Here is a 14914-nt window from a genome sequence, read left to right as displayed (position 1 = left end):
GGGACAGTTAAGGCCAATGTCCGGTACGAACATTGGCCTTAACTTTCCCCTCGGTGGGGGTGTCCCGAAATTCGGGCTAGAACCAGATCTTGATCTCGCGCTCGGCGGATTCCGCCGAATCCGAGCCGTGTACCAGGTTCTGCTGGACCTTCAGGCCCCAGTCGCGGCCGAAGTCGCCGCGGATGGTGCCGGGCGCTGCCGTCGTCGGGTCCGTGGTACCGGCCAGGGTGCGGAAGCCCTCGATGACGCGGTGGCCCTCGAAGATCGCGGCGACCACGGGGCCGCTGAGCATGAACTCAACCAGCGGCTCGTAGAACGGCTTGCCGACGTGCTCCTCGTAGTGCTGCTCCAGCAGTTCGCGGCTCGCGTCGACTTTCTTGAGCTCGGCCAGGGTGTAGCCCTTGGCTTCGATCCGGCTCAGGATGGCGCCGGACAGGTTGCGGGCGACTCCGTCGGGCTTGATCAGGACGAGGGTGCGCTCAATGCTCACAGCTGCTCCAATGTGTTGGGGTGGGATTTGGGTCAAGTCTACGGGGTTCGGGCCAGGTGCCCGGGCACAGGTTCAGGCTCTGTTTCAGGCGCTGTTTCCCGGCGCGGGGCCCTGGGGGTGGGCGGCATCCCAGTCGGCCTGCTCGCGCTCCCGCTGGGCAGCTTCCCGGTCAATCCGGATGCCGGTCCGGATCCCGTACCACCACGCCACGGCGAAGAGCGCGCCGACGAGGTACATGGCCGGTTCCACGATGCCGCCCAGGATCAGCACGAGCTGCAGGACCCAGCCCAGGGCCACTCCCCACGGCTTCGAGAGGACAGCGCAGGTGAAGACGAAGACCAGGCACAGGCCGATCCCGACCGAGAAGACCAGGGCCGCAGGGTATTCGTTCCGGTGCAGTCCAAAAACGGCCAGTGTCCCGAAGAGCACCACGAACGCTTCCAGCAGCAGGACCGTGGAGGCAAACATGACCTTCGTGGAACGTCGTTTCTTGGGCATGCCCGGGCGCCATTCGCGTTGGGCTTTGGTGAGTTTCGCCATCGCTTACGCGTCCGCCTTTCCGAGCAGGATCCGGGCGTCCGCGACGAGCGTGATGGAACCCGTCACGAGGACCCCGCCGGCGGGCTCGTCGTCGGCTTCGGCCCGTTCCACGGCCCATTCGAGGGCGTCATCGAGCTTCCCGGCGACGTGGATGTTCTCCTCGCCGAAGCCCAGGTCAACCGCGATTTCGGCCAGGTCCTCGGCCGGGACGGCCCGGGGCGAGTTGGACTGGGTGAAGCAGTATTCGGTGGCGAGGCCGCCCAGGGATTCCTTGAGCTGGCGCAGGATCTCCTCGGCGTCCTTTTCCCGCAGCACGCCGACCACCACCACGAGCTTAGTGAAGTTGAAGGCCTCGTGGATGGCCTCGGCGGAGACCCGGATGCCCTCCGGGTTATGGGCGGCGTCCACGATGATGGTCGGCGCGGTGCGGACCACCTCAAGCCGCCCCGGGGAGGTGACGGAGGCGAAGGCCTCCTGCAGGATCTCGGCGTCGATCGCCTTTTCCCCGCCAAAGAACGCTTCCAGCGCGGCAATGGCGACGGCGGCGTTCTCGGCCTGGTGCGCGCCGTGCAGCGGCACCAGCAGGTCCTCGTAGCGTCCGGCGATGCCCTGGATGGTGACCATCTGGCCGCCGACCGCGACGGTGCGGGATTCGACGCCGAACTCCACGCCCTCGAAACGGAACGGCACGTTGACTTCCTTGGCCTTCTCCAGCAGGACCTGGGCCGCGTCGACCGGCTGCGCCGCGCTGATGAGGAAGCTGCCGGGCTTGATGATGCCGGCCTTCTCGTAGGCGATGTCCCCGGTGGTGTCGCCCAGCAGATCGGTGTGGTCCAGGGAGATCGGGGTGACGACGGCCACCTGGCCATCGCCGACGTTCGTGGCGTCGGTGATGCCGCCCAGGCCCACTTCGATCACGGCGACGTTGACCGGCTGATCGGCGAAGACCGCGAAGCCCAGGATCGTCAGGCACTCGAAGTAGGTCAGCCGGGGCTCGCCCGCCGCCTCGAGTTCGCCGTCCACGATCTGCAGGTAGGGACGGATCTCGTCCCAGATCCGGACGAACGTCTCATCCGGCACCGGGGCGCCGTCGATGCTGATCCGCTCGGTGACCTTGGACAGGTGCGGGCTCGTGTAGCGGCCGGTGCTCAGGCCGTGGGCGCGCAGCCCGGCCTCGATCATCCGGGCCGTGGAGGTCTTGCCGTTGGTGCCGGTGACGTGGATGATCGGGAACGCCTTGTTCGGCTCCCCCAGGATTTCCATGGCCCGGTGCAGCGGGGCGAGCCGCGGCTCCATTTTGTTTTCCGGCGCCCGGCCCAGCAGCTCGGCGTAGACGCTTTCAACGGAGAATTCGTCGGTCATGGTTTAGGCTCCAACTTTCTTGGCAACGCTGACCTGTGGGTCCTTGACGTCGGCCGCCAGGGTTTCCAGCTCGACGGTCAGGGTTTCGGTCTTGACCAGCTCCGCGTTGGCCAGCAGCGCCTCGACGACGTCCTGCTTCGCCGTGACGGACGTGCTGATCCGGTCGCTGACATTGAGTCCGGCGTCCTTGCGGGCCTGCTGGATGGCGCGGACCATGTCACGGGCCATGCCTTCGGCTTCCAGCTCCGGGGTGACCTCGGTGTTGAGCACCACGAACCCGCCGCCGGGCAGGACCGCCGCTGCGCGGGATCCTTCGCCTTCCGCGGCCTCGGCCACGACGGTTTCCAGGGTGTACTCCTGCGGTTCGAGGTCGAGGCCGCCGGCGGTGACCACCCCGGCGTCGCTGACCGACCAGTCGCCGGACTTGGATCCCTTGATGGCCTGCTGGACGTTCTTGCCCAGGCGCGGGCCGGCGGCCCGGGCATTGACCACGAGCTTCTGCTCGATGCCGAACTCCTCCGGGGAGGCGTTCTCGGCGTCCAGCAGGCGGACCGAGCGCAGGTTCAGTTCATCGGCGACGACGCCGGCGAAGCCGCCCAGCGCGTCCGCGCCCGGTGCCACGACCGTGAGTTCCTGCAGCGGCAGGCGCACGCGCAGGTTCGCGGCCTTGCGCAGCGAGGAGCCGGTGGAGCAGATCTGCTGCACCCGGTCCATCGCCTCGACCAGGCCCGGGTTGGCAGGGAACAGTCCGGCATCCGGCCAGTCGGCCAGGTGCACGGAACGCCCGCCGGTGAGGCCACGCCAGATCTCCTCGGAGATCAGCGGCAGCAGGGAGGCGGCCACGCGGGTGACCGTCTCCAGCGCGGTGTAGAGCGCGTCGAAGGCGTCCACACTCTCGTCGAAGAAGCGCTGGCGGCTGCGGCGGACGTACCAGTTCGTGAGCATGTCCAGGTAGCTGCGCAGCTCGTCGCAGGCGCCGGAGATGTCGTAGCTGTCCAGCTGGGCGGTCATGTTCCGGACCAGGTCCCCGGTGTTGGCCATGAGGTACTGGTCCAGGGTGTCGCCGTAGCCGTCGTAGCGGAGCTTCGCGTCGTAGCCCGACGCTTGTCCTGCTGCAGCGTTAGCGGCGTTCGTGTACAGCGTGAAGAAGCTGTACACGTTCCACAGCGGCAGGATGACCTGGCGGACGCCGTCGCGTATCCCCTGCTCGGTGACCACGAGGTTGCCGCCGCGCAGGATCGGGCTGGACATCAGGAACCAGCGCATGGCGTCGGAGCCGTCGCGGTCCAGGACCTCGGAGACGTCCGGGTAGTTGCGCAGGCTCTTGGACATCTTCTGCCCGTCCGAACCCAGCACGATGCCGTGGCTGATGACGTTCCGGAAGGCCGGACGGTCGAACAGCGCGGTGGAAAGGATGTGCAGCATGTAGAACCAGCCGCGGGTCTGGCCGATGTACTCGACGATGAAGTCCGCCGGGTTGTGCGTGTCGAACCATTCCTCATTCTGGAACGGGTAGTGGACCTGGCCGTAGGGCATGGAACCTGAATCGAACCAGACGTCCAGGACGTCCTCGACGCGACGCATCACGGACTGGCCCTCTTCCGGGGTGCGCGGGTCATCCGGATTCGGGCGGGTGAGCTCGTCGATGAACGGCCGGTGCAGGTCCACCTGGCCGGCCTTGTTCAGCGGCAGGCGGCCGAAGTCGGCCTCGATCTCGGCCAGGGACCCGTAAACATCGGTGCGCGGGTAGTCCGGGTCGGTGGACTGCCAGACGGGGATCGGGCTGCCCCAGTAGCGGTTGCGGCTGATGGACCAGTCGCGGGCGTTGGCGAGCCATTTGCCGAACTGGCCGTCCTTGACGTTGCCCGGGATCCAGTTGATGTCCTGGTTGAGCTCGGACATGCGGTCCTTGAACTTGGTGACCTCGACGTACCAGGAGGACACGGCGCGGTAGATCAGCGGGTTGCGGCAGCGCCAGCAGTGCGGGTAGCTGTGCTCGTAGCTGGCCTGGCGGACCAGGCGGCCCTGGGCGCGGAGCACCTGGGTGATGGGCTTGTTGGCCTCGAACACCTGCAGCCCGGCGATTTCGGCGAGGTCGCCGTGGCCGAACAGCGGCAGGAACTTTGCGCCTTCGTCGACCGAGAGGACCACGGGGATGCCGGCCTCTTCACAGATCTTTTGGTCGTCTTCGCCGTAGGCGGGGGCCTGGTGGACGATGCCGGTGCCGTCGGTGGTGGTGACGTAGTCGGCCACGAGGAAGCGCCAGGCGTTCTCGGTGCCGTACTTTTCGGCGTCGTGGAAGTAGTCCCAGAGCGGCTCATAGCTCAAGCCGTTGAGCTCGGCGCCGGTGTGGCGGGAGGTGATGGCGGCTTCCGCGGCGGCGGCACCCTCGGCCCCGTCGCCGTAGCCGAGGTCCTTGGCGTAGGCGGCCAGGAGGTCAGCGGCGAGCAGGAAGCTGCCGGTGACTGGCGCGTCGGCCGCGGCGGCCTTGATCCCGTGCGGGCCGGCCGGCAGGACCACGTAGCTGATGTCGGGCCCGACGGCGAGCGCCAGGTTGGTGGGCAGCGTCCAGGGTGTGGTGGTCCAGGCAAGTGCCTGCACCCCGGCGAGCTGCCTGGACAGCTCCGATTCCCCTGCCGTGATGGGGAACGTGACCGTGACGGTCTGGTCCTGGCGGTTCTTGTAGACGTCGTCGTCCATGCGCAGCTCATGGTTGGACAGCGGCGTCTCGTCCTTCCAGCAGTACGGCAGGACGCGGTAGCCGTTATAGGTCAGGCCCTTTTCGTGCAGCTGCTTGAAGGCCCAGAGCACGGACTCCATGTACTCGACGTTGAGCGTCTTGTAGTCGTTTTCGAAGTCCACCCAGCGCGCCTGGCGCGTGACGTAGCTCTTCCATTCGTCGGCGTACTTCATGACGGAGGCGCGGCAGGCGTCGTTGAACTTGTCGATGCCCATGGCCTCGATCTGGGTCTTGTCCGTCATGCCCAGCTGCTTCATGGCTTCCAGCTCGGCGGGCAGGCCGTGGGTGTCCCAGCCGAAGCGGCGCTCCACGCGGCGGCCGCGCTGGGTCTGGTAGCGGCCCACGAGGTCTTTGGCGTAGCCGGTCAGGAGGTGGCCGTAGTGCGGCAGGCCGTTGGCGAAGGGCGGGCCGTCGTAGAAGACGAACTCGTTGGACCCGTCCTGACCAGCATCCCGCTGGTCGATGCTCGCCTGGAAGGTGCCGTCCTGGTCCCAGTATTTGAGGATGCGCTCTTCGATCTCCGGGAACTTCACGGAGGCAGACACACCGGAGGTGTTGGAAACTGCGTTGGAAGTTGCGTTTGACGTAGAGGTGGTGGAGCCGGCGCCTGAGGCGGAGGCCTTGGGGTAATAAGTCATCTCGACATCCTGGGTTGAGCTGGTGAACACTTGCATTCAGGATGCGAGGACGGCCCTGTTGTCTTCCGACACCACGGACCGCGGTACCACCTCACTTACCGCCACCGGTCCGCTCCCCTTCGCGAAGGGTCGTGCACCGGCGTCGGCCGCTCATTACTGCTGTGACGGGCTTACCCGTCCGGTTCTACTGGCCCGCGCACGCACCGTGGCGACTAAGTCTCCACCTCACGCGAGGGTGTTCTTCCGGAAGCTCACCGGTGATGGCCGGGTCAAAGCTGCTACGTCGATGGTACCGGAGAAAATAGTGCGTTTCACTGCCCCGCTGCAGCGACGGGCAGTGCCACTGCGTTTCCCGGTGCGGCAAACTCCGCTGTCAGGGGGCGACGCCGGCGGCCCGACTGCATAGACTCATGCCATGACCGTCCCTCGGCCGCCCCGGGCCTACCCGTGAAGCGCCGCAGCGCCAGCCGCCGGTGGCACGTGTCCTCTGCCCTTTGCGCCGCGCCCGTTGCCGTGGTGTCCGTGTTCCGGGCGGTCCCGGCGCCGTGGCCTGCCCCGGTGGTCCAACTCGTGGCCTTCACACCCTGGTTCGTGCTTCCCGCCGGCGCGGCCTTCCTGCTGGGGCTGCGGGCGCGCCGTCCCTGGCTTGCACTCCCGGCCGGCGCCCTCCTGGCCTTGCAGTTGCTCTGGCTGTTCCCGCCGGACCAGGTGGCGGACCGGCTTCTGGCCCGGCAGACGGATTCGCTGCCTGGAGAGCAACGGAGCACGGGGCAGGCGCAGTCCTCAGCGCCGTCGGCCGAACTGAAGGTCATGACCCTCAACGCCTGGAAGGGCCAGGCGGACGCCGCGGAGGTGGTCCGGCTGGTACGCGAAAACGGCGTCGCGCTCCTTGCCGTCCAGGAGCTCTCCCCGGCCCTGGAGAGACGGCTGGACGCGGAGGGACTGGGCGCGCTGCTTCCGCACCGGGTCAGCCGCTCGAGGGACGGCGCGGGCGGCGGCGCCGTGTACTCCGCCCGCCCGCTCGTTCCAACCGACTCCGTGGACGGTTCCGCCTTCCACATGCCTACGGTGCAGTTGGAGCTCGACGCCGGCGGCCGTCCGGTCACACTCGCCGTGACCAACGTGCACACCAAGGCGCCGGTGTGGGGCCGGGCCGGGCAGTGGCGGAGCGAATTGGCCGCCCTGGGCCGCCTCGCCGCCCGTCCCGGCAACATGCTGCTGCTGGGCGACTTCAACGCCACCCTCGACCACGCCGAGTTCCGGCAGATGCTTCAGGGCCAGGACAGGACCCGGCAGGGCGGCCCCCTCGTCGACGCGGGCGCCTCGGCCCTGGCCCGCCTGGTTCCGACCTGGCCCATGGCCGGTCCCCCGTTGCCGGGCGTCGTCATCGACCACATCGTGACCGGCCCGCAGGTGCACAGCAGCGGCTATGCCGTGCTGCCGGTGGCCGGGTCGGACCACGCGGCGCTCCTGGCCACGCTGTCCGTCCCGGCGGAGGGCTAGCTGCGCGGCAGTTTCATGCCGGACTCGGCCATCACGTCCCGGAGCCGGTCCGGGTAATCCGTGATCAGCCCGTCCACTCCGGCACCGATGAGCGCCCGCATGGTGGGTTTGTCATCAACGGTCCACGGGATGACCTGCATGCCTGCCGCGTGGGCACGGCGGACCATGTCGGCGGTGACGTAGGGAACATAGCCCGGATCCGTCACGGCGCCGTTCTGCGGCGTGCCGTGCACCGGAGAGATGGCGTCGAAGCCGAGGGAGGAGGCTGCGGCGACGAGGTCTCCGCCGAAGTCATCGGCGTCGATTCCGCCCAGCCACGGCGACTTGCCGGGCTGGCCTGCCTGGAGGAAGTCCTTGTTGGTCAGGGCCACGGTGCGAATCTGGGGATCGCGCTGTTGGACCAGGCGCAACGAGCCCCAGTCGAAGCTCTCAATCGAGACACGGCTCTGCATGTGGGCGGCCGTAATTTCACGGAGTGCGACGTCGACGAACTGCTCGCGCGGCGCGGTTTCCTGCGGCGCGCCCGCTTCCACCTTGGTTTCGATGTTGAACTTCACCTGGCTGGCCCGGTGAGAATCCGCCAACGCGAAGACCTCGGCCAGCGTGGGCATCTGGGCGCCCGGCGAGGCCGCCTGGCCCGGGAACTGGGGAAGCGTGAGGCTGCCGCAGTCCAGGCTGCGGACCTGCGCGAACGTCAGGTCCTTGACGTACTTGCCGACGTAGGGGAACTGGGGGTCGTTCGGCGTGACAGGAGCCGTGTCCAGGCACTTCTGGCCGCTGATCTTGCGGTCGTGGGTGATGACCTCGTGGCCGTCTTTGGTGATCTGGAGGTCAAGTTCGAGGGTGGAGACGCCGGTCTCGATCCCCTTCGCGAAGGACGCCAGAGTTGACTCGACAGTCAGGCCGATGCCGCCGCGGTGGGCCTCGAGGTCAAAGTGGTTGTCCTGGCCGTTGGTGTTCGTGTCGGCCGCGTGGGCCTGGGCGGCGTTTGCCTGGGCGGCGGCGGTGAGGAGCAGGGCTGCGCTGAGTACGGCAGCGCCGAGCTTCGTCGGGGTTCGCATGGGAAAGTTCTCCACTCTGGTGGTGTGCAGTTGCACGGGCCACCTTGCCCCGCCGCGGCCAACTCCGGACCAGCGCAGCCTGACCACCGCACCACGCCAGGGTGAACGTCCGGTGTCGCCACCGGACGTCCCGGCCCCTGGCCCCGCCCTTGGCCCCGCTCCTGGCCCGCCCTACTGGTTCTTGCGGATCAGCTTGTAGTTGGCCGCCTGCGCCACCGGGCGGATCACGATCTGGTCCAGGTTGATGTGGTGCGGCGCGACGACGGCGTAGCGGACCACGTCGGCCACGTCCTCGGCGGTCAGTGGCTTCTCGACTCCCTGGTACACCTTGGCCGCCGCGTCCTGGTCGCCGAGGCGGTTCAGGGCGAATTCCTCGGTCTGCACCAGCCCGGGGGCCACCTCGATCACGCGGAGGTTGTGCTCGGCCTCTTCGAGCCGCAGGGCGCCGGTCAGGGCGTGCTGGGCGAACTTGGCCGCGTTGTAGCCGCCGCCGCCCTCATAGGCCGAGAGCCCTGCGGTGGAGGTCAGGTTCAGCACGGTGCCCTCGCCGCAGGCACGCAGCATGGGCAGGAACGCGCGGATCAGCTTCATGCTGCCCAGCACGTTGACCTGGAACATCCATTCCCAGTCCTCGGTCTTGGCCCCGGCGACCTTGTCGGCGCCGCGGGCACCACCGGCGATGTTGATCAGCGTGTCGATGCCGCCGGCGCGGGTCACCTCATCGAGCAGCCGGGCCACATCGGCTTCATCGGTCACATCGGCGGGAAGGGCGACGGCGCCGGTTTCGGCGGCGAGCGCTTCGAGCCGGTCGGCACGGCGGGCGACGGCGAACACGGTCCAGCCTTCCTTGCGGAGCGCACGCACGGTGGCCTCGCCGATTCCGGTGCTGGCGCCGGTGACTACTGCTGCTTTGGCTCCTGCTGCAGTGAATTCTTGTGTGTTGTTGTCGATTCCCTCAGTCATGGCACCACAGTAACGGCAATGCCGGGCTCATTTCCTGCTGTTGCTGCCCCGCTCGAGGAACTCCTGCAGCACCCGGGCATGGTTGGTCTCCGGGTCCCGGGCGCCGAAGAGCAGCGTCACTTTCCCGTGCTCCGCCGCGAGGTCCCGGAGTGTCTGCACGGCCGGGTTGCCCTCGAGCTCGGCTTCGTAGGCCGCCCGGAAGTCCGCGAACCGTTCCTGCATATGGCCGAATTCCTTGCGCAGCGGCGGGGAGGGCGCCACGTCCTTGAGCCAGAGCTCCAGTTGGGCCCGTTCCTTGCTGACTCCGCGCGGCCAGAGCCGGTCCACCAGGACCCGGCAGCCGTCGTCGTCGGAAGGGTCCTCATAGATGCGTTTGACCGCAAAGGTTCCGGCAGAATTGCGCTGAGAATTGCCCATCTGCGCATGCTACTTCACGTTACTTGGGCGGCTCCCACACCCGGCGAACCCGCCGCCGGCCGCATCCCGTACATCAGGGAATGGGAGTTAGTGGAAGAATTGGCCCATGGCTGAAGACAATCAGGGTACAGACACGCCCACCACCGCCCCCATCAACGTTCCGGACAAGCCCGCCCTGGAGGGGCTGGAAGAAGCGCTCACGCGGCGCTGGCTTGACGAAGGGACCTACAAGTTCAACCCGGACACCACCCGGGAGCAGGTCTACTCGATCGACACTCCCCCGCCCACGGCGTCGGGATCCCTCCACGTCGGACACATGTTCTCCTACACGCAGACCGACGTCCTGGCGCGCTACCAGCGTATGACCGGCAAGAACGTCTTCTACCCCATGGGATGGGACGACAACGGCCTGCCCACCGAGCGCCGCGTGCAGAACTACTACGGCGTGCGCTGCGATCCCGCGATTACCTACGATGCCGGCTACCGTCCCCCGGCCGAGCCCGCCAAGAACCAGCGCGACTTTGACGTCATCTCCCGCAAGAATTTCATCGAGCTGTGCGAGGAGCTCGCGGTCGAGGACGAGAAGGTCTTCGAGCACCTCTTCCAGACCCTGGGCCTGTCCGTGGACTGGGACCTGACCTACCGGACGATCGATGACAAGTCCCGCGCCATCTCGCAGCGGGCCTTCCTGGCCAACCTGGCAGCAGGCGACGCGTACATGGCCGAGGCCCCCACCCTGTGGGATGTCACGTTCCGCACCGCCGTGGCCCAGGCCGAGCTCGAAGACCGCGAGGTCGCTGGCGCCTACTACCGCTACCCCTTCTTCACCGAAGACGGCGAAAAGATCTTCATCGAGACCACCCGCCCCGAGCTGCTGGCCGCCTGCGCCGCGCTCGTGGCGAACCCCGACGACGAGCGCTACAAGGCGCTGTTCGGCAAGAAGGTCACCTCTCCCCTGTTCGGTGTCGAGGTAGAGGTCAAGGCCCACCCGCTGGCCAAGGCGGACAAGGGCTCCGGCGTCGCCATGGTCTGCACCTTCGGCGACCTCACCGACGTCACATGGTGGCGCGAGCTGCAGCTGCCCACCCGCGCGATCGTGGGCCGCGACGGCCGCATCATCGGCGAGACCCCGGAGTGGATCACCACCGAAGAAGGCCGCGCCAACTTCGCGGCCATCTCCGGCAAGACGGTATTCAGCGCCAAGGAGTCCGTGGTGGAGCTCCTGGCCGGCGCGGAACTGCTCGACGGCGAGCCCAAGAAGATCATGCACCCGGTGAACTTCTTCGAAAAGGGGGACAAGCCCCTTGAGGTGGTCACCTCGCGCCAGTGGTACATCCGCAACGGCGGCCGCGACGAGGACCGGCGCGAACGGCTGATCGGCCGCGGCAACGAGATCGAGTTCCACCCGGCGTTCATGCGCTCCCGCTACGAGAACTGGATTTCGGGGCTCAACGGCGACTGGCTCGTGTCCCGCCAGCGCTTCTTCGGCGTGCCGGTACCGGTCTGGTACCCCCTGGATGCCGACGGCAACCCCGAATACGACGCGCCGATCGTCCCGTCGGACGCGCAGCTGCCCGTGGACCCCGCGGCGGATGCGGCCCCCGGCTACGAGGAAGCCCAGCGCGACGTGCCCGGCGGTTTCACCGGCGACGCGGACGTCCTCGACACCTGGGCCACGTCCTCCCTGACCCCCCAGATTGTGGGCGGCTGGAGCACCGACGAGGCGCTCTTCGCCAAGGTCTACCCCTTCGACGTGCGCCCGCAGGGCCATGACATCATCCGGACCTGGCTGTTCTCCTCCGCCGTCCGCGCCGACGCGCTGCAGAAGACCGCACCGTGGAAGCATGCAGCCATCTCCGGCTGGATCCTGGACCCGGACCGGAAGAAGATGTCCAAGTCCAAGGGCAACGTCATTGTGCCCACGGATGTGCTGGAGGAGTACGGCTCCGACGCGGTGCGCTACTGGGCTGCCTCGGCCAAGCTCGGCGCGGACACCGCCTACGAGATCGCGCAGATGAAGATCGGCCGCCGCCTGGCCATCAAGCTGCTCAACGCCTCCAAGTTCGTCCTGAACCTGGGCGCCACCGAGGACTCGGTCGTCTCCGACGACCTGTCCGTGCTGAGCAACCCGCTGGACCGGGCCGTCCTGGCCCAGCTCGCCGACGTCGTCGAGCAGGCGACCAAGGCATTCGAGGGCTACGACTACGCCCGGGCGCTGCAGATCACCGAGAGCTTCTTCTGGAACTTCACCGACGACTACGTGGAGCTCATCAAGGACCGTGCCTATGGTGCGGCCGGCGAGGAGCAGCAGGCGTCCGTGCTGGCCGCCCTCGCGACGAGCCTGGACACCCTCCTGCGGCTCTTCGCGCCGTTCCTGCCATTCGCCACGGAGGAAGTCTGGAGCTGGTGGCGCACCGGTTCCGTGCACCGCGCCCAGTGGCCCTCCGCCATCGCGGTCGACGGCGACACGACCCTCCTGGCCACGGTAGGCACCGCGCTCAGCGGCATCCGCAAGGCCAAGTCCGAGGCCAAGGTCAAACAGCGCACCGAGGTGCTGTCCGCGACGATCACCGCCTCGGAGTCCCTCACGACCCAGCTCAAGGCCGGCCTCGCCGACCTCAAGGCCGCGGCCAACGCCCGTGAACTGGCGCTTGTCGCCGGCGAGGGTGAACTGGCCGTCAGCGACGTCGTGCTGGCACCGGCCGAGCCGCCCGTCCAAGCGTAGTCTCCGGCGGAAACAACACGAAGGGGCCCTCGGTCCGGTTCAGAAGCAATTCTGATCCGCGGAGCCCCTTCGGCGTCGCGGGGAGGCTCAGACCGCGAAGGACGTCTCGAAGTGCGTCAGCACCGGCGGGGCGGCCAGGAGTTCTGCCAGCCCGCTCGCGCCGTCGCCTGCGCGCCAGGCGCGATAGGCGGCGTCGTGTTCCATCGATATCCACTGTTCGACCACGAGAAAATGCGCCGGATCCTCGCTGTCGACCAGCACGTCGACCCCGAGGCAGCCGTCAAAGGCGCGCGTATCGGAGAGAATATCGCGGAGCACCGCGGGCGCCGTGGGCAGGGCTTCGGCTTTGAGGTTCAAGTCAAGATGGGCTGTAACGGGCATGGCGCTCCAATGTTCGCAGGTGGGCACAGGAAAAAACCGGGTACAACCGGGCGGGTTGCCCGGAGATCACGGCACGGGGACCGCTGCCCCGTCATTGGAAGCAACAGCCGGGCCGCCGGGCTTGTTCCTTCGCCCGGAACCCGGGGCTGCACAAGCAAGTCCTACCGCTGAGGCGTGAGGTCACCCGGCACGGGTGAGGCGCCGCACCTCACCGGGGGCACAGAATGAAGATGCAGCGGTCCGTCGGATCGCCTTGAACCCCAAGAAGAAGCGGAGGTCATACGCATGACTGAGACACTCGATGAACTGGGGCCGGTCGACTGGATCGTCGTTGAATTCCCCGGACCCGATTTCGGCAAGGGCCAGATCGCCCCGTTCCTGGAGGACCTGGTCCAGCGTGACCTCGTCAGGGTGCTCGACATGGTGTTCCTGAGGAAGATGGAGGACGGCACACTCGAGACGGCGGAGATCTCCGACCTCGACCCGAGCGAGCTCGGCGAGGTGCGCACGGCCGAGGCCGACCTGGCCATGGTGCTCTCTGAGCAGGATGTCATGGACCTGGCCGAGACGATCGCGCCCGGCCACTCCGCCGCGGTGCTCGTCTGGGAGAACCTGTGGGCGGCCCCGTTCGGCACGGCAGTCCGCAAGGCCGGCGGCCAACTCGTGGCCAGCGGCCGGATCCCGACCCAGGCCGTCATCGCCGCCTTCCAGGCCGATGCCGAAGACCAGTCCCCTGAAGAAGCGATAGAAGGAGCCTGACATGCCACTGGCAGCACGACGCAGACGCAGGACCGCAGCCGCCGTCGGCGGGGCCGTTGTCGTCGCCCACGGGATCAACCGTCGCGGCGACCGGAGGGAAGACCGCCGTGACGACCGCGACGACCGCCGGGAAGACCGCCGCGACTGACACCCGTGGCTGACACCACGGAGCCAGTCCCCTGGCACCCTCAGGTGCGCATGACCCGCCCCGGGTCGTGCGCACCTGCACAATGCCCACTCTGCACCCGGGGAAGCGTCCTTGGACGGCGATCTGACGAATTTGGGCACACTGCTTTGGGCCCACTGTTTTTTGGGCAAGGTGTTTTTGGGCAAAGGGGAAGCCCCATCAGCGTTTAGCGGTTGGTGGGGCTTCGACTTTTCGATTGTCACGTGACGTCTTAGACAATCTGGCGGGATCCTTAGACTTTCAGGTCTTCCTACCTCGTCACTGGTAGCCATCATCTGACTTTGCCGAAGGCTGCGTCGGATGAGTGTCACTGAATCTTTGGTTCCTGCGTCCCTCTTCTTTCGAAGTGGGTAAGTTCTATTGTTGTCCCCCGGCCTGCTGTGCACAAGAGCCCCGGCAGAACTACAACAGAGTAGTTCTGCCGGGGCTCCCGGGAGGCCGGGCAGCGGCCCGGCCCGGCGTGTTCAGGCCTAGTTAAAGACCGGGCTTTCGGTACGGCTGCGCTTGATTTCGAAGAAGTACGGGAAGGATGCCAGGGTCACCGTGGCGTCCCAGATCTGTCCTGCCTCCTCGCCGCGCGGGATGCGCGTCAGAACCGGGCCGAAGAAGGCCGTGCCGTTGAAGGCGACGACGGGTGTGCCCACGTCCTGACCGACCAGCGAGATGCCTGCCTCGTGGCTGGCGCGCAGCTTTGCATCAAATTCGTCGCTCTGGCCCGCGCCCGCAAGCTCGGCCGGCAGTCCGGCCTCGGCCAGCGACTTGGCGATGACCTCGTCAATGTCCTTGATGCCTTCGTTGTGGATCTTGGTGCCCATGGAGTCATAGAGCGCCTTGATGTATTCGGCACCGTGCTGTTCAGCGGCGGCGGTGATGACGCGGACCGGAGCCCACGCCTTCTTCAGGAACTCGCGGTACTGCTCGGGCAGTTCCTCGCGGCCCTCATTGAGCACGGCGAGGCTCATGACATGCCACTCGGTCTTGATGTCGCGGACTTCTTCGACTTCGCCGATCCAGCGGGAGGTGACCCACGCGAAGGGGCACATCGGGTCGAACCAGAAGTCGGCTTTGTTGGTCATGGTTTCAGACACAGGTGTTCTCCTTAGGGAAGTCTGCGGGGAAAGCGCCGTGGCGGATCACGCACACGGCGC

13 protein-coding genes are annotated in these 14914 nt (G+C 67.2%); 4 read left to right on the top strand and 9 right to left on the bottom strand.

Going from position 1 to position 14914, the window contains the following annotated elements; translation table 11 throughout:
* Window positions 1–76: 76 nt before the first annotated feature.
* The 4 genes from ndk to ileS all read right to left on the bottom strand — a co-directional run bounded on the left by ndk (window position 77) and on the right by ileS (window position 5770).
* On the bottom strand, window positions 77–490 hold the full coding sequence (gene ndk, locus AC1D0A_RS04595) for a nucleoside-diphosphate kinase (RefSeq protein ID WP_018773361.1): 414 nt from the start codon (window positions 488–490) through the stop codon (window positions 77–79).
* An 84-nt stretch (window positions 491–574) separates the two neighbouring features.
* The gene (locus tag AC1D0A_RS04590; protein ID WP_028277860.1) at window positions 575–1030 is read right to left on the bottom strand and encodes a DUF4233 domain-containing protein; all 456 of its coding nucleotides are present in this window, start codon (window positions 1028–1030) and stop codon (window positions 575–577) included.
* 3 nt (window positions 1031–1033) lie between these two features.
* On the bottom strand, window positions 1034–2392 hold the full coding sequence (locus AC1D0A_RS04585) for a bifunctional folylpolyglutamate synthase/dihydrofolate synthase (RefSeq protein ID WP_028277859.1): 1359 nt from the start codon (window positions 2390–2392) through the stop codon (window positions 1034–1036).
* Between the two features lie 3 nt (window positions 2393–2395).
* A complete protein-coding gene (ileS, locus tag AC1D0A_RS04580) occupies window positions 2396–5770 on the bottom strand; it encodes an isoleucine--tRNA ligase (protein ID WP_476945272.1) in 3375 nt (1124 codons plus the stop codon).
* Window positions 5771–6250: 480 nt separating this feature from the next.
* On the opposite strand from ileS, the gene AC1D0A_RS04575 reads away from it, so the two are divergent.
* Window positions 6251–7273 (top strand): endonuclease/exonuclease/phosphatase family protein, encoded by a 1023-nt coding sequence (locus AC1D0A_RS04575; RefSeq protein ID WP_476943496.1) that lies wholly within the window; start codon window positions 6251–6253, stop codon window positions 7271–7273.
* Here the strand turns inward: AC1D0A_RS04575 and AC1D0A_RS04570 are convergent.
* From AC1D0A_RS04570 to AC1D0A_RS04560, 3 genes are all read right to left on the bottom strand, one after another.
* A complete protein-coding gene (locus tag AC1D0A_RS04570) occupies window positions 7270–8334 on the bottom strand; it encodes a glycerophosphodiester phosphodiesterase (protein WP_476945271.1) in 1065 nt (354 codons plus the stop codon). The two genes, AC1D0A_RS04575 and AC1D0A_RS04570, sit on opposite strands and share 4 nt — an antisense overlap.
* A gap of 171 nt (window positions 8335–8505) precedes the next feature.
* Window positions 8506–9297, bottom strand: a complete 792-nt coding sequence (locus AC1D0A_RS04565) for an SDR family oxidoreductase (protein ID WP_243177226.1) — start codon at window positions 9295–9297, stop codon at window positions 8506–8508.
* A 27-nt stretch (window positions 9298–9324) separates the two neighbouring features.
* Window positions 9325–9714, bottom strand: coding sequence for a DUF488 domain-containing protein (locus AC1D0A_RS04560; RefSeq protein ID WP_243177225.1), 390 nt, complete (start codon window positions 9712–9714; stop codon window positions 9325–9327).
* 106 nt (window positions 9715–9820) lie between these two features.
* On the opposite strand from AC1D0A_RS04560, the gene valS reads away from it, so the two are divergent.
* On the top strand, window positions 9821–12439 hold the full coding sequence (gene valS / locus AC1D0A_RS04555) for a valine--tRNA ligase (protein ID WP_476945270.1): 2619 nt from the start codon (window positions 9821–9823) through the stop codon (window positions 12437–12439).
* 87 nt (window positions 12440–12526) lie between these two features.
* On the opposite strand, the gene AC1D0A_RS04550 is transcribed toward valS, so the two are convergent.
* Entirely contained in the window at window positions 12527–12820 is a 294-nt protein-coding gene (locus tag AC1D0A_RS04550; protein ID WP_476945269.1) for a putative quinol monooxygenase, read from the bottom strand.
* A 285-nt stretch (window positions 12821–13105) separates the two neighbouring features.
* Here AC1D0A_RS04550 and AC1D0A_RS04545 point away from each other — a divergent pair, with 285 nt between their 5' ends.
* On the top strand, window positions 13106–13579 hold the full coding sequence (locus AC1D0A_RS04545) for a DUF6325 family protein (RefSeq protein WP_243177222.1): 474 nt from the start codon (window positions 13106–13108) through the stop codon (window positions 13577–13579).
* Between the two features lies 1 nt (window position 13580).
* A complete protein-coding gene (locus AC1D0A_RS04540) occupies window positions 13581–13727 on the top strand; it encodes a hypothetical protein (protein ID WP_476945268.1) in 147 nt (48 codons plus the stop codon).
* A 509-nt stretch (window positions 13728–14236) separates the two neighbouring features.
* Here the strand turns inward: AC1D0A_RS04540 and AC1D0A_RS04535 are convergent.
* Window positions 14237–14842, bottom strand: a complete 606-nt coding sequence (locus AC1D0A_RS04535; RefSeq protein ID WP_243177972.1) for a mycothiol-dependent nitroreductase Rv2466c family protein — start codon at window positions 14840–14842, stop codon at window positions 14237–14239.
* Between the last annotated feature and the right edge of the window lie 72 nt (window positions 14843–14914).

It is taken from the genome of Arthrobacter sp. P1_D4 (genome assembly GCF_056406115.1).
This window is presented reverse-complemented; position numbering and strand designations above follow the sequence as displayed.